We start from the raw sequence: 23,830 nt of genomic DNA, 5'->3' as shown, positions 1-23,830 counted from the left end.
CTAGGCGTTCACAAGTGCGGGCATGGTGGAACCCACCGCGTTGGTCACGGTGGTGCGGAAGGCGACAGCGGTCGCCGAAGGGACAGCCGCAGTCGCACGGGAGCCGTGCATCGTGTCGATCAGCGCCGGCGCCCACGTCGCCACGGTCGGGTCGGCGGGGTTGTAGTTCGTCGAGTACTCGACGGCCAGCGCGTCGACGTGGCAGAGCGGGCGATCCCACTCGACGGTGGCTGTGCCACCGTTGCGGCGGACGCGACTGTTGAGCGGCGAGACGGGCTCGTTCGTCAGCACGTTCGCACGAGCCTCGATCAGCCCCTCACGTGCCATTCGGCCAGCGCGGTCGATCTGCCCCGCGTAGGAGTAGTGAACGGTCTGGTTGTACCGATGACCGTTCGCCGGCCCCCAGACGAACCCGGTGCGCTCGAGCGCCCGAGGCACGTCCGCGAGTGCACGAGCGATCTGCTCGAAGCCCTCGTGGTCGACGTGCATCTCCGGCGTCATCGATCCGATGACCCACGGCAGGTCAGGCACACCGACGTCGATCCGGAAGTTCGAGAACACGTCGACGGCCTTCGCCAGGTACTGCGCCTGCGTCAGTCCGCCGTCTGCCTCGCCCTGAGACCAGAACGCCGCCTCGATCCATGATCCGGGGCCCGCGGCCGCAAGCGCGCCGAGCGTGAGAGCCACGGCCTTCACGTAGCGGTTCTGCGGGTCAGCGGTCAGCGACCGGTCCCACGTGCCAGCCGCAAAGTAGCGGTAGCCCGCGGGAGGCGGCTGGATGCTCGTCGTCGTGAAGCCGATCGAACCGACGCCGCAGAACACGACGAGCACACGCTGACCGGGGTGGTTGCGTGCGTACTCGCGCGCGACCTCGGCGCCCATGCTGACGTCGTCTGCAGGAAGCGGGACGATCTCCGTTCCGGTCCAGATGTCGATCCGGGAGTCTTCCTCGCGGATGCCGGGGATCGTCAGGTACGACGGGCCGGTCTGCGAGTTCGACTGACCACAGAACACGAGGATCGCGCGGCCGCCGTTCGGGCTTCCGCCCGTGCCGAGCTGCTTGCCGAGGTACTCGATGGTGTGCGGCAGGAAGTGCCCGTCGAGACCGATCGACAGGTCCGACATGCGACCGTTGATGTCCTTGAACGTGAAGGCGACGCCCGAGCCGGGGACGCCCCAAGTGATGAGCGGACCGGCCGAGCCGATGCGAAGCTGGTCGACGCGCGCGAGCGGCAGATGCTGTGTGCCGTCCTTGGCGAGCACGCCGCGTGTCATCCGTCCGAGTCGGTCAGTCTCGCGGGCCGCGTAGACCGGATCCGCGGGCCACCGGTTCTCCTTTGGGATACCCGGGTCGACGTACCGGACGATGCCGGCCTCGGACAGTGCCTCGCCGACGAGCTCCGCCGACTGCGCCTCGAGCGCTGCGATGATCGCGGGGTGATCAGCGATGACGCCTGCAGCGACGGCTGCCAGGAGGTCTTCGAGCGCAGCTCGAAATGCCGAGCCCGTCTTCTTGGTGATGGTCGCCATGGATTCGTCGGTGGCGAACTGGACGCGAGGAAGCTTCACAAGAGTCATGCGTCAGCCCTCCAATGCAGTGCCAGCGGGAGCCCACGGCTGCCAGTAGCCGTCTTCCGAGCCGGAGATATCGACCCAGATGACGTCGTTTCGGATGAAGAGAAAGTTGGGCGGGTCGCCGAAGCCGTAGAAGAAAGCGCCGAACGCTGGGACGATGCCCGGGAGTTCATCGATGGGGCCGCCGTTGGCTGGGTGGAATGGGCTCCACTCGGCGTACTCGAACGCACGATTGCCTGGCTCGTCGAGCAGGGGGTTTGAAAGCCACCGCAGGAACGGGACGTACAACAGTCCGGGGGCTGACTCCAGCTGCACCTGACCGGCACCGGTCGAGTAGTCGAGGGTTCCCTTGACCTCGCGGTCCGTGATGAGCCCGTTCTCCACGCTGGTGGTGAGCGGGCGGAACCATATCTCGGGCTTGTCGGCGGCGGGGATCTTGCCCCGGTTCGCGTCCCACGCGTTGTACGTGATGGTGACCAGAGTCATGTCGCCTCCCGACGCGCGCCGAGGTCGGCGCTTGACAGCAGAAAGGCAACTGAGTTACCTTTCATGAGTGGATGAGAATGAGATCCGGGACGAGCTGCAGTCCCTGGCCGACGAGGCGTCGACCTACGTCGACCGCCGCGATGCGGCAGTCGCGCGAGCGCGCGAAGCGCACATGAAGTGGGAAGAGATCGCCGGCATCCTCGGCATGACCCCCCATGGGCTGCGCAAGGCCCTCAACAAGCGATCAGAAGAGTCATGAACCGCACCGCCATCGCCGCTGTAGCAGCCGTTCTCCTGCTCACGCTCACCGGGTGTGCCGAGAGCGCAGACAACGCGTCAGACGAGCGCGTGGCGCCGGCATCCGCGAGCGAAGAGGCGACCGAAACGCCCGCCCCGCTTGAGGCGGAAGAGCCGGGAACGGCGGCCGACGACGAGGCGGAGTCGGCGTTCTTGGAGTTCGTCCGGGGTCGTCTCGAAACTTTCCCGAGCCAGATCCCCGATGCGACAGACGCTCAGCTCTTCGACGCCGCAGCCGACGCTTGTGAGCGGATCCGCGGTGGCGAGTCGGTCGAGAAGATGAGCGTCATTGATGGTGAACAGCCGAGCGAAGTCGGCGGCTACTTCTACGACAGCAACGCGATCATCGCCGGAGCACAGATGCACCTTTGCCCCGACACCATGGGCTAGACAACCCGAAACAGCTCAGTGCCGTCAGACCAGATGGTGCCGGGGATCGCGCCGCCGGCCAGGCTGCTTGGGATCGTGTCGGCTCCGGTCATCTGAATGCCGCTCGCTGAGATGGCAATCGATCGTGTCCCCATCTGCATGGACACCAGGCCGTCGCCGACGAACACCCGATTGGTGCCTTGCGTCAGCCTGACGCCGCCGCCCGGGTCCGCGTCGAGCTTCGCCCCACCAGGGAACGCAACAGACCCGCCCTCTGCCGGGTCGATCGTCATGTTGCCGGCGAGGATCTTGCTGGCCGCGCCGTCGATGACGATCGCGGCCGCGCCCTCGCCGACGTAGATCTTGCCGTCCTCGATGCGGATGTTGCCGGCGATGAACTTGCCAGTGAGGTCGAAGTCTCCGGTCAGCTTTACGTTGCCGGCGATCTCGCCGTCGCCGTTGTTGAACTTCCACGGGCCCGTCCACTGGAACGTTCCGTCGCCGGTGAGGTTGCCGCCGATGATGATGTAGCCGTCGCCCTCGATGACGATGCCGCCGCCCTCGGTGAAGCGGATGCGGCCGCCGTCGTAAACGGTGATGCCACCGGAGCCGAACGATGCGTTGCGGAGCGGGTTCGCGCGGAGCAGCTGCTCGAGCGCTTCGATCCGCTTCAGGAGTGGGTCGTCGTTGGGGTTGCGGATCACAGCCTCTGCACCTCCACACCGAAGAACTCGTCACGGTCGGTCGAGTGTGAAAGGCCGACCACGTAGTGGGTTTCCTTCACCGGGTCGTTGAGCTCGTCGCCGGAGTACTTCGCCTTGAATCGGGTGCCGAGCTTCAGGTCGCCGACGGGGAAGGCGGCGAGGCCGGCGCGGTGCTCCACGTTGACGTCGTACTCCCACTGCCGCACCGGCCAGGTGTTGTCGGCCAGGTACTGGGCAGTGAGCGAGTTCAGGGCGTCCTGATCTTTCACGTCCTGGAAGTCGATCGCGAAGTCGCGGACGATCATCGGTGGAGCGCCGTCGGGCGAGCCGTCGAAGTAACCGGCGAGGCCGACGAGGCGGCTGCGGTCGTATCCCTCGCCGCGGCCGAAGATGCCGGAGCCCATGTTCGCGCCGTCCTCACCGATCTCGACGAACGATGCACGGGAACGGCGAACGGACATCGGGAGGTCGATCGTCAGCCCCGGCACGCGCGGCTGCCCGGTGAGTACGTCCCATCGGAGCCGACCAAGCGAGTCGTAGACGGGAACGAACGCGAGGTCCGGTCCGCCCTGCTGCTTTCGGATCGTGTCGACGAGCACCGCCGCTGTCTTCCAGTCGGTCTTCTCGACCGTCAGGTTGAAGCTGCCCCCCTCGCTGAGATGGGAGTACCGATACGGGGCGATCCACTCCGGGCCGATGTCACCCGAGGCGCGCTTGATGACGCGTTCGACTGCGGACCGGGGTGAGGCGCCCGCGATCGCGAAGGGGCCCGCTCCGGGATAGTCGCCCACGCCGAAGAGGTATCGATCGGCGAGCAGGTGGTTCGGGGTGACGGTCTGCAGCACGGCCTCGCCTGTGGAGGTGCGCATCCGCCGGTGCTTGATCAGCCCCGCGTACTGCGGCTGCCCGTCCCAGCACTCGACGAGCACGCGGACCCAGTGTGCGGTCGCGTTCTGCCAGAAAGCGCGGTCGTATCGCTTCAGCGCCGGGGTGCGCAGCTGCACCGCGTGGGTGCCGTTCCCGATTGCGGTCATCGACTGCTTCCAGCTGCCGGTCGCCTTCAGTGTCGGGCCGATCGGGTTGCCGGTGGAGAAGTCATGGAGTCGCCAGGTGCGCACGGCATCCTCCTCGTGGTCAGGGTGCGTAGGTGTCGAAGCCCCGCACGTTGATCTCGGCACCGGCCGACACAGTGATCGTGTGCGACCCGCGGGGAATCTCGAGCTGGTCTGCTCGGCCAACGCCATCCGGGTCGACCACGCCGCCGACGGAGAACACTCCGGTGTCGGCGTCGTAAAGATGCGGGGCGCCGACCGCCAGAGCACGTGTCACCGCGACACGACGCCCCGCAGGCCCTGCGATGTCGTAGCCGGTTGGCCGGGTGCCGCGGATCTCGAGCTCAATGGGCGCCGGGTACGTGCCACGATTGACGACCTCGACCGTTGATCCCCATCCGGACGTCTGAAGGGTGTCGCCTGAGACGCGCTGATCCGGCGCGCTCAGGGAGAGGCGGAAGTCGGCGAAGCCGGACATCCCGCGCCGGTCGATAGTGGGGATGCCCTCGCGCTGTACCCAGACACGGCGGTTCTGGTTCAGGTCTTCCCATGCGAACAGCCCGAACGCGGATTCGTCGGCGAGGATCCCTTCGAACTGTCGGATCTGCGCTGCGAGGATGCTCGGGGTGGGTGCGTACGCGAACCCGCTCATCGTGATCTCGCGCGCAGTATCGCGGACGCCCGGAGTTCGCAGGGTGTCGGCCCGACTGGCGGAGCCGCGCACGGTGACGCGACCCCCGCCTGTCAGACCCGAGAGAGTCCGCACGTAGAACCCGGGACGGTGGTCAAAACGCCGTCCGGTGAACGGAACGCGGGCGAGAGTCCCGTTGAATCCCCACCCGTCCCATTCGTTCATACTCACAAGCCCCCTCGGTTTCCGTACCACTGCTTGATTGCCTCACGGACTGCACGCTCGATGAACGCTCCGAGCTCGGCGGCCGATGGTCCCTCACCGACGCTGATGTCGCCGAGCTGGACCGATACCGCACCAGGCGCCGACGTCGCGTTGGGAAGCACGACGCCGCCCTCCGCCATAGGCATGACACCGGGCATCCGCCGCAGCCCCTCCAGCAGAAGACCCCATGACCGCGCGGATCCGTCCAGCGGTGCATAGAGCTCCGGCACGTCGGACCGATCGCCGACGACCCGCCAGGTGTTCGGCGGCACCATCTGCGCGAGCGGCGACATGGGCGTCAGCCCGCCCTGGGCCATGAATTCGAGCACCGAGCCATTGGCCTGCGCGGACACCTCCCGCCCGCCGGTCGATGTCGGGATGACGAACGAGGACCCGTCCGCGACGATCTTGATCCGCAGGTTCCGCTGCTGGTTGGACTCGATGAAGCTGTCGACCTTCGCCTGGGCTTCCTCGGTCTTCGCGTCGATCGTCGTCTGCACGAGCTCCGGAACGGCACCGTACGTGGCGATCAGGTTGCGTGCTTCCTCGTCCGTGTAACCCATCTGGATGAGCTGTTGGACGAGGGCCTCAGTCGATGCGTTGTACCGGTCAGTGAGGTTCTGCTGGGACTCGCCCGCGGCGGCCGCGGTCTCGAGCTCCACCTGCAGGGCCTCCACCGCGAGCCTCGTCTGGTACTCCATCTCCGCAGCGGATGCCGCGGTGCCGTCGGCAGACGAGCCCACCTGAGCGACCGCATCCGCCGTGCGCAGTGCGGCGTCGTTCACATACCCCAGCTGCACGAGCGGGTCGGTGAAGTCGTTGAACTGGCCGCGCAGTTCCTCGAGCTTGCTCACGGCGTCGTCGGTCGACGAGTCGAATCCGCGCATGCTCTCGGCCAGATCGTCGAGCTCCTTCGGCCGCTCCTCCGCACCGTTGAAGAAATCGATCAGGCCTGCGAGTCCCTCGACGGTTTCGGCGAGGGGCCCGGAGACGAATGAGCCGAAGGATTCCGTCGCCGAGATCCCGAAGTCGATCGCGCCGTTGACGAGATCCTGGAAGAACTGCAGGATCGGCCCGCGGTTCTGCGAGACCCAGTCGGCGAAGTCGCCGAGCGGCTCGGCGAAGACGGACGCGAGTGCACCCTTGATGCCGTCGGCCGCGACTTCGATGTTCCGCTGCGCCTGATCGATCTTCGATGCGTCGTTGCCCGCGAGGGTGTCGAACATCCGCTGCGCGGATCCGGTAACGCCGTCGAGCTGCTCGACGGCCGTAGACAGATCCATCGCGAACAACGAGTCGCCGAGGTCCTCCGCCTGCGCTCCGAAGAGAGCGACGGCGGCGTTGTTGCGCTCGACACCAGGCGCCATCTCGCGCAGCTTCGTGAGAACCTCCGCGAGCCCGTCGCGGGCGCTGGCTCCTCCCTGGACGATCTTGTTCGTCATCTCTTCGGCATTCAGCCCGAGCGCCTCAAATCCGGAAGCGGACAGCTCGGAGGCGTCCGTCGCGCGGATCTGGAACTCTTTGAGCGCGTCGGCAGCGAGGTCGCTGTTTCGCGCGCCGGCCTTCATGCCCTGGCTGACGAGGCCGAGTGCCTCCTCCCCCGAGAGGCCGAGCCGCTGGAAGAGCGACGGGTACTCGGTGAGGGTGTCCAGTAGGTCCTCGTTGCGGTTGAGCCCGTTGCGCGCGCCGGCGGCGATGAGGTCGTAGGCTTCCTGCGCACTGCGCGCGAGGCCCGTGCTGAGCAGCTGGGCGACGGCCTGCGCGGTGGGGCGGACGTCTTCCTCGAGGGCATCCGAGATTCCGGCGAGTCCCTGGACGACGAGCTGAGCGTCGCGCGTGGTTGCGGACGGGTCGAGGATCCGGAACTGCAGAGAGAGTCGGGTGGCGTCCATGTTGGACTCGATCGAGTCGCCGAAGTTGTTCGCGTACGCTTCGCCGGATGCGCGGCCGAGGCGCAGCGCGTCCGCTTCACTGATACCGGTCAGACCCTGCAGACGGTCCTGGCGCTTCTCGACAGCGAGACCATCCTGGATCGCACCGGTGATCGCCTTCCCGATCGCGTATCCGCCGAGGACGATACCGCCGGCGATCGGGATCGCGGACAGAGCGTCGACGAGGGTCTTCTCGATGTCACCGCCGACGACGTCGCCGACCTTCTGACCGGCGCCACGCGTGGCTGCGTCGAGTCCCTGGCTGAGCGAGCGTCCGCCCTCATCGCCGGCTTCCTCTGTGCGCCGCTTGAACAGCGCGAGGAACCGCTTCAGCCCAGTCTCAGCGGGCTCCTCGTTGACCTCGACGTCGACGGCGTTGCGCGCCGTGCGTAGACCGTCGAGCATCCGCTCGATGCGCTGGATCGACGCCTCGGCACGCTTCACGTCGGCCGTGACGTCGAGTCCGCCCTCGGCTCGGATGTGCAGGTCCTCGAGCTTGTTGACGGCTCGCGCGAGATTCTTCTCTGCGCGGGAGACGTCGGCGTCGAGCTGCAGCACGGCGCGCTCGGACACGAGCTTCTTCGCGGCCTTCTCGACACGGTCCATGGCGCCGAGTGCGCCCTTGGCATCCGCGCCGACCTTGATCGGGTTCGACTCGATCTTCTTGCCGATCGCGAGGACCTGCTTCTCCGCCTTCTCGACCTTGTCGGTGTTCGCGGTGAACAGCAGTTCGAGGTCAGCGACCGTCAGCTTGCGCATCGTTCTCCTTCCGGAGTGCGGCCCGCAGCCGAGGGCTGGTGTCGAGCAGCGAGAAGATCAGGGTGCGAACACCAGGCCATGGGCGAGCGCGGACCGCTGGATCGTAGAGATCCACGCCGCGCTCGATGAGCTCGGCGACAACGATGCGCCACTGCTGCACGATGGCCAGCCAGGAGCTATCGATCTCCGGGGCCTTCGAGGCGGACGGCGGAGCGGCGGGTGCTGGAGCGAGGTTCGCGGGCGGCCTCCGATAGTCGGAGTACCAGCCGTCCTCACCTAGCACTGCCCCGGGCGCCGCGTACGGCGCCCAGTCCTCCGCCGTCGCTAGCCTTTTGGGGCCGGGTTCTCGGCCTCTGCGAGCTCGGCCTGCTCACGCCCCCACAGGAGCAGCGCGAGCCCGTCGGCGTAGTCTTTGCCCTTTGCCCAGTAGAAGACCGAGTAGTACGCCATCCGGTCGATGGTCGTGGGGTGCACGTTGTCGGCGACCATCTGCGCGTAGACCGCCTCGCCGAGCGCCGGGTGCTCGTCGGGTGCGATCGTGTCGAGCACGGCCTGCACCTGCTCGGGGACCGGGCCGTCGGCGAGGCCGAGCTTCACCTCGCCGAGAACCGCGCACGCGATGAGCTTGCCCATGTCGCCCACGTTGGGCGGCGCGACCGTGTAGGTGCGCTCGCCCAACGTGAGGACCAGGGGAAGCACCGCCCACGACGAGAAGTCGGAAGCGGTCATCGCGTCAGGCCCCGCGCGCGAACGTGTACGCCGTGGATGCACCGGCGGAGTTCGTGACCACGACCGCGACATCTCCGGCGTCGTCGGCGGGCACCAGCGCCACGATGGTTGCACCGTTGATGATCTGGAAGTCGTCCGACGGCAGCGCGTCGAAGGTCACGGTCGTCGCCTCGAGGAAGCCGGCGCCGTTGATCGTCACGAGATCGCCCGAGCCTGCGCCCGGAGGGGTGATGGCCTGGACGCTCGGAGCGGTGACGCCCCAGCCCTGGAACGGGTTCGCGATGTCCTCGAACTCGCCCTTGCCAGTCAGCGTGATCGACTTGATCTCGATGCCCTGGTTGTCGGTGTTCGAACGAGTCACCTCGACGGTGACGAGCGAGCGGCCCGCATCGGTCGGATCCGGCGTTCCGAATTCCGGCTTGTGGTACCAGCGCACGTCGAGGACGGCAGCCTCGCCCTTGCGCTTCGCGGCGTCGACCATGGCGGCGAGCTCAGGCAGGTAGCGACCGGTTGCGACGGAGCGGTTGCCCTGCACGGTGAACGATGCCCCGAAGGTGCGACCGGTGATGTCGTTGTTCGGTGACCCCTGGTCGTCGTACGTGCCGACGTCGGTCGAGGTTCCGGGCGTCGACGGCTGCCACGCGCTCATGCGGCGGACGGGCTGCCAGGTCGGGTCGGCGTACGAGCCGAGGTTGACGTCGAGCCCGTACTCGTAGGACTTTCCGAGTACGGTGCCGGCGGGAAGAGAAACGCGGTTCATGATGAAGCCTCCAGATTGTCGAGAGTGATCAGGTAGTTCTCGGTGCGCTCTTCGCGACCGGTCTTGTCTGCACCCAGCGGAGAGGCCGAGGTGCGGGTGATGCTGGCGATACCGTCCCCGCGGAGACGGTTGTCCAACACGATGAAGAGGACGTCGGCGAGCCGGTCGGCGTCCGCGATGTCGTCGCGGCGGCCGCGGATATGGAACTGCACGCGACGCCGGGACAGGTTGGGTTCGTCGATCGGGCTGTACACGCGCACAGCGATGGCCCGGTCGGGCGCGTCGAGGAATCGGCCGTAGAAGATCGCGACCTCAGATGACGTGTAAGCAGGACCGTTCGGCCGCCAGGCGAAGGTGGGTACGCGCCCGACGATCTCGGCGAGGCGCTTCGTTAGCTCAACGTCGAGGGTGAGATCGACCGGAGTGGAGTCAGCCATCGAGTGCCTCCTCCACGGCGGCCGCGACGATCTCGGCTATGTCGGTCTCGTCGGCAGCGATCTCGAGGAACTTCGCTCCACCGCCGTCGTCGTGCTCCCAGTCGAGATGCTCGTGCTGGAACACCGCGTGCGGTGCGGTGTAGCGGACGGCCACGCTGAGGTCGTCGACGACGACGCGGCCTGATCGGCGGAGGTCGCCGTCGTCCTTGGGCGCGAGTTGATTCGAGCGCTTGAGGATCGTGCGGGCGGCGTCCTTCATGGCGTCCTGCGCGGCCGATTCGACCATAGACAGGACTGGCTTGAGTTCGCGCACCATGGCGGCTACTCCAGCCAGAGGATCTGGTGTGAGGGCAGCGGTGGCGGGTTCTCGTCGCGGCCGACACGGAGCACCCTCGCGGTGCGCTCGGCAGATCCGCCGGGCCACACGGTGACGAGTGATCCGACCGGAACGTTCGACTCGAGCGGGACCGTGACACGGGATGACGAGACGACCTCCTGGCCGTCGTCGCCGCGTACCAACTCCTGCGTGTCGATCGTCTCCGAGACCAGGCGGCGCTTCGACCCGAGCCCTGACCCCATGCCGGCGCCAGCGATGCGATCCCGCACATCAACGACGTCGGGAAAGAAGAAGTCACCGGGGAAGGTCACGAGTACTCTCCCTCCGGCCAGAAGCGCGCCAGAGGACGCGCTTTCGGGAAGTGGCCCTCCGGGAGCCCGGAGGCGTTGTTCGCGCCGCAGAGCGACTGCAGGGACACGCGTGCGTCGTTGCTGAAGGCGGCGTCGATCTCCCGCCACGTCATCGCTGTGCCGTTTCGGCTGAATGACTTCGCTCGTTCGAAACCGGCGGACGGCAGTGCCGCGATCACCCCTTTGAGGATGGAGATCGCGTCCTTCCCCACCTCCGACTCTGGGTCGAGGGTGTCGAGGCAGGGAGCGATGATGCGAGCTCGCACCAGAACACGTCGGCCGAGATCCTCGTCTGAGCTGATATCCCCATGTGAGATCGCCATCATCGCTCCCCTCGATCAGGACTGCTTCGCAGCAGTCGTCTTTGCGGTCGAGACCTTCGGGGTCTCGACCTTGCTCGTGTCGGCCTGCGCCTTCTCGAACTCCGCCTTCGCGGTCGCGAGATCTGCGATCTCCTTTGCGACCTCGCGGGCCTTGTCCTCGACGGCCGTACGAGCGGTCGCGAGCTCGGCATCCTTCGCGTCCTCCGCGGCCTTCACCGCTTCGTCGACGTCGGCCTGAGAGAAGACCGCGATGGGCTCCTCGTCCTCGACGATCTCGGGAGCGTCACCGATCAGGCCCTGCACGCGAGCGTGCTCGAGGCCTTCCTCGGTGATGCCGTCGGAGTCGAAGACTGTGCCCTGGTAGAGGTACTGCTCACGGCCGTCGACCGTGGGCAGTACGGCGACCGCTGCGGTCACCACGAGCCGAGCCATCAGAGACCCGTGTTCGTCAGGGCGACACCAGCCAGCGGCTCGGTGACGACGGGGACGGTGACGCGACGAGCGCGGAGCGTGTACCCCTCGGGCTTCTCCTCGCGGATCGTCTTTGCCTCGACACCGAACGCCTCGGTGCGGACGTAGCCCGGGCCGCCGAGGTTCTCGTCGGCCATGCCGCCGAGCTGCTCGCGGTCGACCAGGAGCGGGTTCGCACCCTGGAAGTGCGGCGTGGTAGCCCACGTCAGGCCGAGAGCGTCGACAGGCAGGTTGCCCCGGATCGCGGTCTCGCCCTGTTCGCGCGGCAGCGCCTTGTCGTCGATCAGCATGCCGATGACCTTCGCGTACTGCGCGGGGCGCAGAACGGCAGTGTCGAGGTCGATGCCGAAGCCGAGTTCGGCGCGCTCCGCCTGGATCGTGGTGATCGCTTCGACAGCCTTACCGGCGGTCGACCACGTCTCGAGCGACGCGAAGGTGCTCGTCACGCGCGAGGCAATGACGGCCATCGCGACGCGGTCGACGTGACGGACGACCGTGTTGACGAGGCGAGTGATGCCGCGGTTGACGTAGGCGATTCCCTGACGGGAGATCTTCTCGTCGCTGACCACGGTGTCGAGACCCCACTTCACAGTGCGAGCCGAAACGACTTCGCCCGATTCGAGGATCACGGTCGGGTAGTTGCCGAGCGGCGACACCGCCTCGGGATCTTCGCCGACGTAGATCTCCTCGCCGGTCTCGTAGAACACGCCGCCGCCCTGCGCCGAGTAGCGGCCCGAGAGCAGGAAGTCCGCGATGAACTTCTGATCCGCGAGCTCAGCGACACGGTGCGCGATGACGGTCGGGTTGGACAGGAGCAGGTGCAGCTCCTCGGTGGTGAGAGTCCCCTCGGGGTGCTTCACCGGGTAGGTGTAGGACACGTCATCTCCCTCAGATGAACAGGACGTCGATGACGTCGTTGTCGGCGGCAGCGGCCTGGAGGGCGATGCCGATGGAGTTGGTGCTGGCGCCGGCGGTGGCGATCTTGCCGGCGGCGGCCGAGATCACGCGTGCGCCGACGGCGATCGCACCGGATGCGGTGAGACGCTGCACACCGGTGGATCGCGGGAACACCGTGACCCGCTCACCGGTGACTGCGTCCTGTGCCGCGACGCCGACCACCTTGATGGAGTCGGCGGACGCAGGAACAATCGCGTTCGCAGTGGACACTTCGACGAGGCGGCCACCGGTGACCGCGGTCGCGCCGACTGTGAACGGCACACCGGTCTCGGTGCCGTGCTTGGGCAGGTAGTCGGACATGGGTCAGGCCTCCTTCTTGGTCGTGCCCCAGCCGGCCTTCGCGGCGAGACGCTGGTTGTCGGTCACTGCTTCCGACTCGCTGTGGCCGATCTCGGCCACAGGGATGGTGCCCTTGGGGAACGTCGCGAGCGCCGCCACGGTGCCGGCCTCGTCACGCCCCAGCTGAGCAAGGAAGTGCGCGCGCGATGCAGGAGCGATGCGGCCCTCCTCGATCGCGTTCTGCACGATGCCCTCGTGACGCTGCGCCTGCATGTTCGCGTGCGCGGTCGCGCCGAGACCTGCCTGCCGCTGAAGCTCGGCGAACGCGCCGGCCTCTACGATGACGGATCCCTCGGGAGCGGAGGTAACGACCGGGGTCGTCTCGGCGGCCGGGTTGGCCGGGTCGGGTTCGGCACGCTCGGCGAGAGACTCGTCGAGCGCGGCCAGGAGCTGCTCATCCGTGAGGGTGGTCTCGGTCACACCGAGCCGCTCGCGGAGGCCAGCCGTCAGATCTTCGTAAGCCACGAGATCGTCCTTTCGGTTGGGGTCACCCGGCTCGGTTGAGCTCGGGAGTTCAGAGAGCGCAGCTCGGGGCGAGCGATCGCCCCGAGGCCGCGCGAACATGGACATGTCGAAGTGCGCGCGAGCGACGGGTGCAGAGTCCGCACCTTCGATGCGGTCAGCGAGGCCGGACTCGAGCGCCTCGTCGGCGGTCATGAATCGGTCCTTCGGCATCTCGGCGAGCCAGTACTCGATGCTCTTGCCGGACTTCTCCGCGTAGATCGAGGCGATGTTCCGGTCGAGACGCTCGAGGTCCTCGGCCGCGGCGCGCATCACTTCGGCGTCGCCAGAGGCGTAGCCGATCGCGTTATGGATGTAGACCTCGGAGTTGCGAGACATCACCATCTCGTCGCAGCCCGCGGCGACGAAGGATGCCGCGGATGCGGCGATGCCTTCGACGATGGCGATGGTGCGTGCGGGGTGCGCCCGGAGCGCGTTGAGGATCGCGAGCCCGTCCCAGACCTCCCCGCCCGGAGAGTTGATCAGCAGGCGGATCTCTGTGATGCCGTCAGGCAGCGCATCGATTGCAGCGTTGAACTCACCGGCAGACACGCCCCAGTCGCCGCCCCACGCGTCAATGACGTCGTAGAGCCGGAGCGTTGCGACGCCGTTCGCGACGACAGGCGTCGGGATCTCGGCGCGCGCGGTGAGCGCAGCGGACGGCGGCCGGTTCGGCTTGAACGGATTCATGCGGCTTCCTCCTCGGGAACGATCGGTGCCGGGTCCGGCTCCTGGTCAGGCGTTGCGTCCGGGTCGATGTCGGCGCCGGAGCGTCGCACGAGCTCGCGGATCTCCCGGCGAGTGAGCACTTTGTCGACCCCGAGGTACGCCTTCTGCAGCGTCTCGGCGGCGTAGCGCGCCTGCTCGGCGTCCGTCGCGGCAGCGATCGTTGCGACCAGCTGGTCCGTGCCGCTCGGCGTGACCGCCGGCGCGTCCTCGTCGGGGATGATCTCGGCGAGCCGACCGGGCAGGCGCATCAGCTCGCGGACGTGACCCTCGAGCGCTTCGTCCGGAGTGATCACCCCGGCGTCGACCAGGGCGCGGATAGCGTCGGCGGTGACCGGTGTATCCGCGCCAATCTTGGAGACGACGAGCCGCGGTGCGGGTTCGTCTGGCCCCCAGTTGAGATCGACGTAGTCCTCGATCACATGCTGCTGAGTGACGTCGACGAAGTCAGCCGCGACCGAGTTCAGCGAGTTCGTGAAGATCGACTCGAGGGTGTCACCCAGCGCGTACGAACCGGTCGAGTCGTCGCCGCCCAAGTTCAGGACGTGTGCGAGCACTGCGCGCGCGATCTGCTCGTCGAAGTACTGCAGAGGCCGGTTCGTGTCCGGCAGCTTGCCGGTGAGAGCTAGCAGCTCGAGCTTCGCGCCGTGAGGGATGGATGCGCCGGAGTCGTCGCCGGCGCGGAAGTCCTGCGCGATCTGCAGGCCGGCGTCCTTCTCGGACTCGACCCACTCGGCGTGCTTCTCGGCACTCGCGTTGTCCGGGACGGGCGCGCTCGTGTAGACCGGCACGCCAAGCCCGTTGCGCTCGATCGACATCGTCTGCACGCGCAGCACGCGGTCCTTCAGCACGCACATCTTGTACGCCGACCGGAGCAGCGACTGGCCGATCCAGTTCGCTCCCTCACGCTCATTCACGTGGACCACGAGGTGGTTGATCGGGATCTTCACTGCGCTGCGCTGACCTGACAGGAGGCCGTGCTGCGTGATCGCTTCCAACCCGCCATCCGGCGCGACGATGAACTGAGAGATGGTGCGAGGCGGACGCCACGCGAGCTTCTTCAGACGCAGCAAACCGAATGCATCCGGCTCGAAGACCTGCTCGAACACAGAGTGCCCATAGACGAGCGAGAGCAGCGCGAGACGCACGTACTCGCGCCACGAGAAGCGGCCTCGTGTCCGATGCGGAGGCACGGGGTCTAGACCCTTGATGCTCAGCCCGAGGTCGGCCGCGATGCGCTCCACAACCTCGTCGCGAGCGTCGCCCTGCTCGAGCTGGTAGCGCGCCGAGAGGATCGGCAGCATCACCGCACGAAGCACTGACACGACCTGCGGCTCCTCGCGACGCATCCGGTCGTACGCCTCGATCGAGCGCGGCCACACCAGCTGCGGGTTCGTCTCGTGAGCCTGGCCAGCGAGCGCCGCCCAGGTCGGGAGTGAGGTCGTCTGGTAGCCGATTTCTTTAGCCACGCTGGGCCTCCTTTCAGAACTGCAGCGTGCGGAGGCTCTCGCCCCGGGCGCGTGTCGCGTCGGCGCCTCGAGCGCGCTGCAACGTCGTCGCCTTGGGAGGCGGCGGTGGGATCACGGGCGGCGGGGCGGGCTCGAGCACTTCGAGCCCGTAGAGCGCCTCAGTCATGGCGACCAGACCGGCGATGTCGATCGGCTGCGACTTGTGCCGCGACCAGGCGAGGTTCTCGGCGTACTGGGTGACGACGCCGCCCTCGATCGCGAGATCGATGGGCGGCTGCTCGAGCACGACGAGTCGGCGATCGCGGACGCGATCGCGCATCCGGCCGGTCGCCATGGCGAACGCTCCGCCATCAAGCGCGTGCACCTGGAGGCCGAGCGCCTTCAGCGGTTCGATGAACTCCACCGCGGCGGTGCCGCGAGCCTGGATCACGATCTCTTTGTGGCCGGATGCTTCGGCGAGCTCGGCCATGTAGTCGGGCACCCAGAGCATGCCGGCACGACGAGCATGCACGGTCGTGAACGGGCGACCGTCGGCGGTCATCACCGCAGCCGCGATCCAGGTTGTCGAGCGGTCAGGGGTCGACGTGTCGATCGCCCAGACGGTGCGTGCCCCTCGTGGGATCTCGATGTCCTCGATGCGGGTGTGCCGCGGCCGCCACTCCTTCGGCGAGATGAATGAGTGAACCTTCGACGTCACCCACTGGCAGAGCACCTCGGTGCGGTAGCTCGCCTCGAGCATGTCGCGTGAATCCTGGAGACACATCTCGACGGTGATCTCGCCGTGCCCGATGCTCGGGTTCGCCTGGAGGATCGCGTCGACGTCGTCGAGCGCGCACCCATCCGGGGCCGACCACTCGAACAGCGCCGACGTCGACGCGGCGATCTCTCCGTTCGCGTACGCCTCGAGCTCGTCGAGCCCGCGCGCCAGCCACTCCTCGATCTCGACGAGCAGGTTCGCGCGCAGCTTGCGGAGGACGACCGAGCGCACGTCGCCGGCGTTCGAGATTCCCCACAGCTGCGAGTTGAAGATCGCCTTCGTCGTCTGGGCGACGGAGTCCCACGCGTCGAACGTCTGCTGCTCGCGCATCTCGTCCATGAGGACACGAGCTGCGGCCTTGCCGCGACCGCCTTTTCGGGAGGCGGCGCGGACCTCGTAGTGAGCTCCGTTGCGGAGGTAGATCCCGGGCTGGCCGTTCTTCCGCTGCACCTTCTGGACGAGGGCGGCGAGAGCGGGGACATGTCCGTCGTTCTCGAGGTCGCACCAGCGGCCTGTGAGGTTCCACACGTCCTGGGCGGTGTCGAGGTTCTGTGCCGTGCCGAGCACCTTGAATCGGAACGGCGGCAGCCGATCCTCGAACCGGTCGGAGTCCACGAACAGCCACCACGCGGCAAGCACCGCGGCGAGCAGGCTCTTTCCGTTCTGGCGGGCGACGAGCACGATGACGCGACGGAACCGGAAGGTGCCGTCGACGTTCAGCTCGAGCGCATGAATGAGCAGCCACTTCTGCCACGGGTACAGCGCGATGCCGAGGAACACGAGGGCGAACTCGATCACCTCGAAACCGAGCGACGTCTCCTCGGTCAGCGGCCGCAGCGGGCGCGTCCAGAGTCGAGGCTCTTCCGAGCCCACGAGGCCGGTGAAGTCAGCTTGCTCCGCCTCCGCGACGCCGCTGCTTGAAGTCACCAAGGTCAACGGGACCCCCCTTCGGCGCATCCGTCTCGGCCGACGCATCCGGCGTCGGGAGGGATGCCTGCAAAGCGGCGCGGGCCGCCGGCGTGGCGCCGAGCTCGCGCAGCCCATTCCAGAGATGCGGCAACAGGTACAGAGCCTTGGTCGCCTCGAGGGACGTGCCGTTTGCGACCGCGTGGTCGATCTGACGAGCGACCTGGCGGCACGATGCAACCAGGGCCTCGTCGGCGTCCTGCAGCTCGAGTGCGCCGAGAGACTTCTCTAGCGCGTCGGTGATCGCGTTCTTGATGCGGGTCGGCTCGCCGATCAGACGCCGGCGGTCCTCCGCGATCTTCTGCACACGATCGAACGCGGCGACGTCGCCGGCGAGAGCCTTCGGCCAGTAGACCCGGTGCAGGGTCTCAAGCCGCTCGAGGTCGATGATGCGCGATGCGGTCTGGTCGAGCGCGATCGTCGATGCGTCGATGGCCTTCTGGACGATGCGCTGCGCGGTGGCCGCGGTCTTTACGCCGACCTTCGGCGCGATCTCTTCGTACGTCGCCCCAGCCTTGAAGAGGGTGAGCGCGATCTTCCACTGCTCCCGCTCGGTCATGCCGCGGCCGTCGTGAAGTCGACGGGTTCACCGTCGCGCACGGGCACGATGCCGGTGTGCTCCTGGAACCGACGGCAGATGACATCGGCGTACGCCGTGTCGAGCTCGACGAGGAACGCCTTCCGGCCGAGCCGGTGGGCAGCGATCAGAGTGGATCCGGATCCGCCGAATCCATCGGCGACCCATGCGCCAGGCGCACAGGAGTTCACGAGCATGCGCTCGACGAGCTCGACGGGCTTCATCGTCGGGTGCTCGGCCGAGCGCGACGGGCGACACACGTCGAACACGGTCGCCGAACGGTTGTCTCCATGCCAGTGCGGACCGCCTCGGCCGAGACGACCGTCGCCGCCCGGCGTGAAGCCGTACGCGATCGGGTCGTGGTCGCGCTCGATGTCGACCTCGCCAGCGAGGATCGGCTCGGACTGGTAGTGGTAGTCCGCCCGCGAGAGGACGAACCGGTCCTTCACCCACATCAGGGTCTGCCGGTAGCGGATGCCGAGCTGCTCCATCGCCGTCTGCAGCGGCACTCGCAGCGCGTCGGCGTGGGCGACGTAGACCGGAGCACCGGGTCGAGCCATCTGCGCGGCCACCTCGAGGAACGCGATCGACACGGCGATCGCCGCAGCGGGCCCGTCGTTCTGGATTGTCATGCCCGTGCCGCCGACATAGTCCACTCCGTAGGGCGGGTCCGTCCAGACACAATCCCAGAGCACGCCCTCGGGCATCGCCGCGCGCACCGCTTCCAGGTCGCCGGACGACCCGACGAGCAGGCGGTGCGGACCCAGCGTCCACACGTCGCCGGCGCGCGAGATCGCGGAGTCGGCATCGGGCAGCGCCGGCACGTCGTCCGGGTCGGTCAGAGACACGGGCGTCGACAGCTGAGCGAGCAGCTCATCGAGATCGGAGGCGACGTAGCCCGTGCCTTCGAGGTCGCCAGCTGCGCTCATCGCGGCCGCGAGGTCGACCTCGTCATAGGCGCCGAGATCCGCGAGCCTGTTGTCAGCGAGCACGATGCGGTGAGCGGTCGCGTCGTCGACGTCGACGGTCGTCGCCTGCACAGTCGCCCATCCGAGCGAGCACGCCGCGAGGTACGTGTGGTTGCCTGCGAGGATCTCGTTCGGGCGGCCCGTGTGCGAGCCGACGTTCACGACGATCGGCCGGTACTGCCCGTGGGTCGCGAGAGACTCGGCGATCGCGCGCACGTCGCCGCGGCGCGGGTTGCGGTGGAAGACCTGCAGCTCGGCGACGTCGAACGAGGCGACCTCGAGGCGGGCGACGGTCGAATCGGCCATGCGATGCCTCACTTTCTTGCGCGTGCGCGCGATGGGGGTGCCCAAAATGGCCGGGGAGAGAGGACCACTCCCCCGGGCTGTGGTCCGCCCCCGACCGCGATCCTGGATATTTCGAGGGGTGGGGGTGTTGTTGACGGCTCAGGCGGAGGAACCTCGTCTTGGCGGCTGAGGGCGACGAGGCCAAGGCCCTCTCTTCGTCATTCATGTGCGCGGTATCGTGCAGCGTGGACTTTCTCGAAACGTTCTGGGCGACCATGTGGGGCGCGCTCGCTGGTGGCGCCTTCGGCGCGTTCGTCGCATGGCTGTTCGCCCTTGAGCTGCGACGACGCGAGAAGCGAGCACGCGACGAGGAGATAGCTCTGGAGCAGAGCGCGCGCATGCGCGTCGAGTGGGCAGACCTCGCGTATCAGACGGAGCGGTTTCGTGCGTGGCTTCGTGCTCCGCAACCGCGTTCGCGCTTCGCCCGGCTTCGGCATAGCAAGGCGATCGCATCGTCAGAGCAGGACCTTCACGACCGCATCGTCCGAGCTGGAGCGCATGCCGCGGGTCCAGACGCCAAGCTAGTCGAGTTAGTCGGCATCGCGTCGATGGCCGAGTTCATTTCGAGGGAGGCTCGGATCGTCATCCTCGACGAGGCGACGCAGCGGCTCCTTCGGCTTGCCGTCACCGATCCGTCGCGGATCGCGGAGTTCCGTCGCGACGCTATTGACACCATCCGCGCGGGCATCGACGCAGAACGCTGAGTTCACCACCAGGCGGGCATCTGCTGGCCGAGGTCGAGGGCGGGTGAGCCGGCGCCTCGTTGCTGATTGCAGAGGGTGTGTGAGTGGCGGAAGTTGTCGGGGTCGGATTGCAGTTCGGGGTGCTCGGAGACCGTGAGGAAGTGGTCGAGGTTGTGTGAGTCGGGTGTGGTGCCCGGGGCTGCGGTGTAGTCGATGGGCTGGTGGCAGAGCCAGCAGTCGGCTTCGGGGTCGCCGGCTGCGTCGAGCCGCTGGCCTTCCTCGAAGAAGTCTTTGCGGAGGTCGTGGTCGAGTCGGGTGTTGGTGCGCTGGCCGCTCACGTCGTCGTGTCTCCTGGTCGGGGTGCAGGGCGCAGTTTGAGCGGTTGGGCAGGTCGGTCGTGCCGTGCGCGCGTATAACCAGGTCCCTTAGTAACTAATCAAAGAGCTGTGCTGTTTCAGAAAACTGCGCCCTACTGCGCCCTGTAGTGGTTACTCCCCCGGAATTACGGGGAAGGCGGAGGGTCCGGTAGTGGTTTTCGACTGCGCCCTAACTGCGCCCTGGGATGAGAACTGCGCCCTGCGTCCCGGGTGGGCAGGGCGCGGTTTGAGGGCGGGGTTTGAGTGGGGTGTTTCGAGGGGCGCCGGCTGGTGAGCGGGCGCCCCTCGAGGCGGTGCAGGTACTCCTCGCCCGGAGAGTCGCCAGGCGTTCGTGAGAGTCCTTCGCGACCATGGCGGGGCTCGCGTTGACACCGGTCAGGGCCTCGACCGGGAGGAGCTGTGGCGCGCGCCACCGACAGCGCTCGTGCGCTGGGGAAGCTCGGACTCCCGGTCGAGGGCTTCAGAGGGCGACGGTGTCGCCGTGTGTGGTGGTGGCCGTGCGGCCGTCGGTCGCGATGACGACGGCCTCGCGGGCGCGGCCGTCGTGCTGGTAGCGGAGGATGTCGCCGATGCTGATGCCGGCGGCGTCGCCGACGTCGTAGGTGCGTGGGGTGGTGTCGTCGATCCAGGTGGCGGCGGCGCGGGCTTCGTCGACGAGCGTGGCGGCGTCGGGGAAGGTCTGGGCGGCGAGGATGTCGGCGAGCTGCAGGAGGCCGGCTCGGTCGCGTTGGTCGCGGAGGTGGGCGATGTTGCGGCGGTTGACGGCGGTGGTGCCGTGTCCGGGCTCGCGGATAGAGTCCACGTAGCCCTCCAATCGATTCACGTCGAATGAGGGGGGTTAGGTCCCGGCGTGTGTTGGTAGCGCGCGTCGGGGCCGTTCTGGTCAGATGACGTCGAGGGCCCCGGGAGCGTGTGCTCGGCCGGGGCCCTCGACGTTGATGCCCTGTGCGACATCTGTACAACCATCAATGTAGGGGCGTCAAACGGAGGGGTGTCAACATTTTGACTTTTGGTGGGCGTGTCGAGTGCGCCGATAGGGTGAGCGCATGAGCACTAAGGGGGTTGTCGTGAACGATGAGCAGTGGAAGAAGGTCCAAGATGCGCGCGGGCCGTGGATCGCTTTGAAGAGCCGCCACTTCAATGAGTGGCCATCTTGGATGCCTAAGCTCGACGCCGAGCTGCGGGCCTGGCTGCACGGCGAGAGCGTCGTGCACGCTCAGTTTGGCAACACGAATGGTGGTCAGCCCTTTTCCGGCGACGCGCTCGAGGCAGACGGTTTGTGGGGCGTCGTCTTGACCGAGCGCTACATCGTGCGCGTCGAGGTGGAGAAGGAGCCCAGGTCGGCGAAGCTTGGCGAGGGGCGTTCACCGGTTGTCACCGTCGTGCCGCGGTCCGCGATCACATCCTTGTCGGTCACCGTGGTGGACGAGTCGTCCCATTTCGGGGTTCCGATCGTCACCACAGCCTCGTTCGATGGGCTCCCGAACGAGATCCAGTTCCCCGCGGACAAGGAAGAGTACTATCTGATCCCCGAAGAGAATCGGCTAACGATTCTCGCTGGCCTTCGGGATGATCTGCACGGTTACGGGGCCTGATCGCGGATCTTCGCGCGGATCCGGTTCTGCCAGACAGGGTCGTTGTCCATCCGGTCGCGCCACCAAGCGAGCAGGACGTCTTCGTCTACGACACGCACCATTTGGCCGTCGCGGAGTTCCCACCCCATCGGCATGCCTTGCCTACGCCAGTGGCGAATGGTGTTGAAAGCGCGGCGGACTCGCGCGGCGGATTCTCGGTAGCTGAGCATCGTCATGGATGACCTCCTCGCACGATAGGTTTTGTGGCATGCCAACACCATCGCCCACGCCCCTCCTTGAGGTGGCTTCGGCTTCTGTCGCGCCGTGGTGGGGGGTGCCCGTGATCGCAGGCGGATTTCTCATCTTGGGTGGGTTGTTTGGCTTCGTGTCGAACTGGCTGCTCGAAAACCGCAAGCAGACCCGTGCGGAGGCCATCCGGTGGGACGGCGACATCCGAGAGTACGTCGCAGAAATCATCGACCTGTGTCGGCAGATCACGCTCGTCGTTCTGAGCGAGCTCGCTTTCGCTGCAGGAGCGGAGTACTCGATTCGAACGGTGGTCGAGGCGCTGCCTCCAGACGAGCAGAAGAAGCTGCTCAATGGTGAGGACCTCGACACCTACGCTCGCAGGGAAGCCACGGACATCAGCGACGAAAGCCCCGAGCAAACTCAGTGGCGCGAAAAGCGTTTCGACCTCTACCAACAGGTCGACAAGCTTGTCGCCAGTCTGGACCTCGTCGCGCCGGATGCGATTCGGGAAGCCGCGCGTCGACTTCGCCAGATTACTGCCGACCTCCGAACCCAAGACACTGCGTCTCCGCCCAAGCGGAAGGACACCGCCCATATCGACGAGGCCGTCGAGGAACTCATCACCGCAGTGCGTCGGCACCTTGGTAGAGCTTCCTGAAACGTCCTGCGATTCCACGGAGCTGAGCGTCAACTTTCTCACTGGTCAAGGTGTGTAGTTGGTGCGGCAGACAACGCAGACTTTGGAGAGCAGCGCCTGGCCGTCGGGTCCGTCGATCCAGTCGACGATCACGCCGTTCTCACCGCAGCGGGTGCAGAGCTCGGCGCGGGTGCGGCGGGCAGTGTGCAGATCCAGGCGAGTGCGGGCCCGCCGGATGAGGCGGAAGAGCTGCTCCTCGAGTTCGTCGAGCTCGGGCCAGGACTGGATCTCGTAGACGACGTCGGAGAGCCAGGCGTTCGCCGCGAACGCCCACTCGCGGGCGAGCTCGACATCGTCCGGGAGGCCGACGGGCAGCGTCGGCGCCTCGAGCCCGAGCCGGGACGATGCGACGACGAGGTAGCCGCGGAGTGAGTCCCAGACGGCGCGGGAATTGCGAGACTCAGGGCCGTCGACGAGCGGGATGTTGTCGTAATATCCGCCGCCAGTCACGCGCTCGGTGAGCTGGGATGCCTTCACGCCGCGGACGGCGAGGGCAATGGTCCCGGTCGTCTCGACGAGGGCGGGCAGCTGGTCGACGTGCCAGAGGAATCGGTCGACCCATTCGTTGTAGGCGGCGTCGGGGTCGATGGCGTCGAGTGGGATCGTCATGAGGTTCCTGCCTGTGCTCGCATGGCAGCGGATCCGTAGAGCGAGGATGCTCCCCGGCAAGGGACGCATCGGCATCCGAGGTTGGTGTAGCCGTTGTGGGTGCCGTGCCGCGGGTCTGCGGGGTCAGCTGCGAATGCCGCGCGTCGTGCAGCCCGCCGCTGGTCGAGTTCCTCGGCCGAGAGCTTGGGCCTCGGTGTGGACCGGGGTGCGGTCTTGCGCGGTGCTGGCGCGACGAGCTGCTCGGCGACGCGGCCGAGGAGGTCGCCGACGTCGGCGAGGCCGCGAGCGTGCGCCTGCTGCAGGAGGGTGCGGTAAGTGGTGGGGCGCAGCCAGGACTTGACGGGAACGATGCGCTCCTCGGTCATCGTTCACCTCGAGCGGTCTGCTCGGCGAGGTATGCGGCGGCGGTGTCGGCGGCCGAGGTGATCTCGGCGGCGAACTCGCGTGCTTCGTCGACGGTGAGGGGCAGGCCGGCGACGGCGATCGCGACGGTGCCGTGGTCGTCGGCTTCTGCCTTGGCGACATGAATCTCGCACACGTGCGGGCGACTGATGGTCATGG

Annotated in this window: 31 protein-coding genes; 5 read left to right on the top strand and 26 right to left on the bottom strand. The window is 67.2% G+C overall.

Features of this window, described 5'->3' with window-relative positions; translation table 11 throughout:
• A complete protein-coding gene (locus ASE34_RS08630) occupies positions 1–1,578 on the bottom strand; it encodes a sialate O-acetylesterase (protein ID WP_056278611.1) in 1,578 nt (525 codons plus the stop codon).
• Positions 1,579–1,581: 3 nt separating this feature from the next.
• Positions 1,582–2,061, bottom strand: a complete 480-nt coding sequence (locus ASE34_RS08625; RefSeq protein WP_056278610.1) for a hypothetical protein — start codon at positions 2,059–2,061, stop codon at positions 1,582–1,584.
• A 67-nt stretch (positions 2,062–2,128) separates the two neighbouring features.
• Between ASE34_RS08625 and ASE34_RS08620 the strand changes: the two genes are divergently transcribed.
• Both ASE34_RS08620 and ASE34_RS08615 read left to right on the top strand, forming a co-directional pair.
• Positions 2,129–2,320 carry a hypothetical protein gene (locus tag ASE34_RS08620; RefSeq protein ID WP_056278609.1) on the top strand — a complete coding sequence of 64 codons (192 nt, stop codon included), beginning with the start codon at positions 2,129–2,131 and terminating at the stop codon, positions 2,318–2,320.
• Complete coding sequence (locus ASE34_RS08615) at positions 2,317–2,748, top strand: hypothetical protein (protein WP_056278608.1); 432 nt, start codon at positions 2,317–2,319, stop codon at positions 2,746–2,748. Before ASE34_RS08620 ends, ASE34_RS08615 begins: the two co-directional genes overlap by 4 nt.
• Here ASE34_RS08615 and ASE34_RS08610 read toward each other — a convergent pair.
• The 18 genes from ASE34_RS08610 to ASE34_RS08525 form a co-directional block, all read right to left on the bottom strand.
• Positions 2,745–3,431, bottom strand: a complete 687-nt coding sequence (locus tag ASE34_RS08610) for a hypothetical protein (protein ID WP_056278607.1) — start codon at positions 3,429–3,431, stop codon at positions 2,745–2,747. The genes ASE34_RS08615 and ASE34_RS08610 overlap by 4 nt on opposite strands.
• The gene (locus ASE34_RS08605; protein WP_056278604.1) at positions 3,428–4,549 is read right to left on the bottom strand and encodes a hypothetical protein; all 1,122 of its coding nucleotides are present in this window, start codon (positions 4,547–4,549) and stop codon (positions 3,428–3,430) included. The genes ASE34_RS08610 and ASE34_RS08605 overlap by 4 nt, the downstream gene beginning before the upstream one ends.
• Before the next feature lie 16 nt (positions 4,550–4,565).
• Positions 4,566–5,339: a hypothetical protein gene (locus ASE34_RS08600; RefSeq protein ID WP_056278602.1), complete on the bottom strand. Its 774-nt coding sequence runs from the start codon at positions 5,337–5,339 to the stop codon at positions 4,566–4,568.
• A gap of 2 nt (positions 5,340–5,341) precedes the next feature.
• A complete protein-coding gene (locus ASE34_RS08595; RefSeq protein WP_056278600.1) occupies positions 5,342–8,068 on the bottom strand; it encodes a phage tail tape measure protein in 2,727 nt (908 codons plus the stop codon).
• A gap of 324 nt (positions 8,069–8,392) precedes the next feature.
• Positions 8,393–8,797: a hypothetical protein gene (locus ASE34_RS08590; protein WP_056278599.1), complete on the bottom strand. Its 405-nt coding sequence runs from the start codon at positions 8,795–8,797 to the stop codon at positions 8,393–8,395.
• 4 nt (positions 8,798–8,801) lie between these two features.
• Complete coding sequence (locus ASE34_RS08585; protein ID WP_056278597.1) at positions 8,802–9,557, bottom strand: phage tail tube protein; 756 nt, start codon at positions 9,555–9,557, stop codon at positions 8,802–8,804.
• The gene (locus tag ASE34_RS08580) at positions 9,554–9,994 is read right to left on the bottom strand and encodes a phage tail terminator protein (protein WP_056278595.1); all 441 of its coding nucleotides are present in this window, start codon (positions 9,992–9,994) and stop codon (positions 9,554–9,556) included. The genes ASE34_RS08585 and ASE34_RS08580 overlap by 4 nt, the downstream gene beginning before the upstream one ends.
• Positions 9,987–10,310, bottom strand: coding sequence for an HK97 gp10 family phage protein (locus ASE34_RS08575; RefSeq protein ID WP_056278593.1), 324 nt, complete (start codon positions 10,308–10,310; stop codon positions 9,987–9,989). The genes ASE34_RS08580 and ASE34_RS08575 overlap by 8 nt, the downstream gene beginning before the upstream one ends.
• Positions 10,311–10,315: 5 nt before the next feature.
• Positions 10,316–10,642 carry a hypothetical protein gene (locus ASE34_RS08570; protein ID WP_056278591.1) on the bottom strand — a complete coding sequence of 109 codons (327 nt, stop codon included), beginning with the start codon at positions 10,640–10,642 and terminating at the stop codon, positions 10,316–10,318.
• A complete protein-coding gene (locus ASE34_RS08565; RefSeq protein ID WP_157538159.1) occupies positions 10,639–10,947 on the bottom strand; it encodes a hypothetical protein in 309 nt (102 codons plus the stop codon). Before ASE34_RS08565 ends, ASE34_RS08570 begins: the two co-directional genes overlap by 4 nt.
• 72 nt (positions 10,948–11,019) lie before the next feature.
• The gene (locus ASE34_RS08560; RefSeq protein WP_056278587.1) at positions 11,020–11,436 is read right to left on the bottom strand and encodes a hypothetical protein; all 417 of its coding nucleotides are present in this window, start codon (positions 11,434–11,436) and stop codon (positions 11,020–11,022) included.
• Positions 11,436–12,353: a hypothetical protein gene (locus ASE34_RS08555; protein ID WP_056278585.1), complete on the bottom strand. Its 918-nt coding sequence runs from the start codon at positions 12,351–12,353 to the stop codon at positions 11,436–11,438. The genes ASE34_RS08560 and ASE34_RS08555 overlap by 1 nt, the downstream gene beginning before the upstream one ends.
• Positions 12,354–12,363: 10 nt before the next feature.
• On the bottom strand, positions 12,364–12,732 hold the full coding sequence (locus ASE34_RS08550) for a DUF2190 family protein (RefSeq protein WP_056278583.1): 369 nt from the start codon (positions 12,730–12,732) through the stop codon (positions 12,364–12,366).
• A gap of 3 nt (positions 12,733–12,735) precedes the next feature.
• Positions 12,736–13,962 (bottom strand): head maturation protease, ClpP-related, encoded by a 1,227-nt coding sequence (locus ASE34_RS08545; protein WP_056278581.1) that lies wholly within the window; start codon positions 13,960–13,962, stop codon positions 12,736–12,738.
• The gene (locus ASE34_RS08540; RefSeq protein WP_056278579.1) at positions 13,959–15,467 is read right to left on the bottom strand and encodes a DUF935 family protein; all 1,509 of its coding nucleotides are present in this window, start codon (positions 15,465–15,467) and stop codon (positions 13,959–13,961) included. Before ASE34_RS08540 ends, ASE34_RS08545 begins: the two co-directional genes overlap by 4 nt.
• Positions 15,468–15,480: 13 nt before the next feature.
• Entirely contained in the window at positions 15,481–17,151 is a 1,671-nt protein-coding gene (locus ASE34_RS08535; protein WP_235567476.1) for a hypothetical protein, read from the bottom strand.
• Positions 17,111–17,749 (bottom strand): hypothetical protein, encoded by a 639-nt coding sequence (locus ASE34_RS08530; protein WP_056278575.1) that lies wholly within the window; start codon positions 17,747–17,749, stop codon positions 17,111–17,113. Before ASE34_RS08530 ends, ASE34_RS08535 begins: the two co-directional genes overlap by 41 nt.
• Positions 17,746–19,041: a DNA methyltransferase gene (locus tag ASE34_RS08525; RefSeq protein ID WP_056278573.1), complete on the bottom strand. Its 1,296-nt coding sequence runs from the start codon at positions 19,039–19,041 to the stop codon at positions 17,746–17,748. The genes ASE34_RS08530 and ASE34_RS08525 overlap by 4 nt, the downstream gene beginning before the upstream one ends.
• 158 nt (positions 19,042–19,199) lie before the next feature.
• On the opposite strand from ASE34_RS08525, the gene ASE34_RS08520 reads away from it, so the two are divergent.
• Entirely contained in the window at positions 19,200–19,784 is a 585-nt protein-coding gene (locus ASE34_RS08520; RefSeq protein ID WP_056278571.1) for a hypothetical protein, read from the top strand.
• A gap of 2 nt (positions 19,785–19,786) precedes the next feature.
• Here the strand turns inward: ASE34_RS08520 and ASE34_RS08515 are convergent, their stop codons facing one another.
• A complete protein-coding gene (locus ASE34_RS08515; RefSeq protein WP_056278569.1) occupies positions 19,787–20,101 on the bottom strand; it encodes a hypothetical protein in 315 nt (104 codons plus the stop codon).
• 499 nt (positions 20,102–20,600) lie between these two features.
• A complete protein-coding gene (locus tag ASE34_RS08510; RefSeq protein WP_056278568.1) occupies positions 20,601–20,942 on the bottom strand; it encodes a hypothetical protein in 342 nt (113 codons plus the stop codon).
• A 265-nt stretch (positions 20,943–21,207) separates the two neighbouring features.
• Here ASE34_RS08510 and ASE34_RS08505 point away from each other — a divergent pair, with 265 nt between their 5' ends.
• Positions 21,208–21,735 (top strand): hypothetical protein, encoded by a 528-nt coding sequence (locus ASE34_RS08505; protein ID WP_157538157.1) that lies wholly within the window; start codon positions 21,208–21,210, stop codon positions 21,733–21,735.
• On the opposite strand, the gene ASE34_RS08500 is transcribed toward ASE34_RS08505, so the two are convergent.
• On the bottom strand, positions 21,723–21,950 hold the full coding sequence (locus ASE34_RS08500; protein WP_056278564.1) for a hypothetical protein: 228 nt from the start codon (positions 21,948–21,950) through the stop codon (positions 21,723–21,725). The genes ASE34_RS08505 and ASE34_RS08500 overlap by 13 nt on opposite strands.
• 32 nt (positions 21,951–21,982) lie before the next feature.
• On the opposite strand from ASE34_RS08500, the gene ASE34_RS08495 reads away from it, so the two are divergent.
• Positions 21,983–22,621, top strand: coding sequence for a hypothetical protein (locus ASE34_RS08495; protein WP_157538155.1), 639 nt, complete (start codon positions 21,983–21,985; stop codon positions 22,619–22,621).
• Positions 22,622–22,666: 45 nt separating this feature from the next.
• On the opposite strand, the gene ASE34_RS08490 is transcribed toward ASE34_RS08495, so the two are convergent.
• Genes ASE34_RS08490 through ASE34_RS08480 form a run of 3 tightly spaced genes read right to left on the bottom strand, consistent with a single transcriptional unit; the run spans position 22,667 to position 23,828 of the window.
• Positions 22,667–23,269 carry a hypothetical protein gene (locus tag ASE34_RS08490; RefSeq protein ID WP_056278560.1) on the bottom strand — a complete coding sequence of 201 codons (603 nt, stop codon included), beginning with the start codon at positions 23,267–23,269 and terminating at the stop codon, positions 22,667–22,669.
• Positions 23,266–23,634 carry a hypothetical protein gene (locus tag ASE34_RS08485; protein ID WP_056278558.1) on the bottom strand — a complete coding sequence of 123 codons (369 nt, stop codon included), beginning with the start codon at positions 23,632–23,634 and terminating at the stop codon, positions 23,266–23,268. The genes ASE34_RS08490 and ASE34_RS08485 overlap by 4 nt, the downstream gene beginning before the upstream one ends.
• The gene (locus ASE34_RS08480) at positions 23,631–23,828 is read right to left on the bottom strand and encodes a hypothetical protein (RefSeq protein WP_056278556.1); all 198 of its coding nucleotides are present in this window, start codon (positions 23,826–23,828) and stop codon (positions 23,631–23,633) included. Before ASE34_RS08480 ends, ASE34_RS08485 begins: the two co-directional genes overlap by 4 nt.
• Positions 23,829–23,830 lie beyond the last annotated feature (2 nt).

This window comes from Microbacterium sp. Root280D1, from assembly GCF_001428975.1.
GTDB lineage: Bacteria > Actinomycetota > Actinomycetes > Actinomycetales > Microbacteriaceae > Microbacterium.
This window is presented reverse-complemented; position numbering and strand designations above follow the sequence as displayed.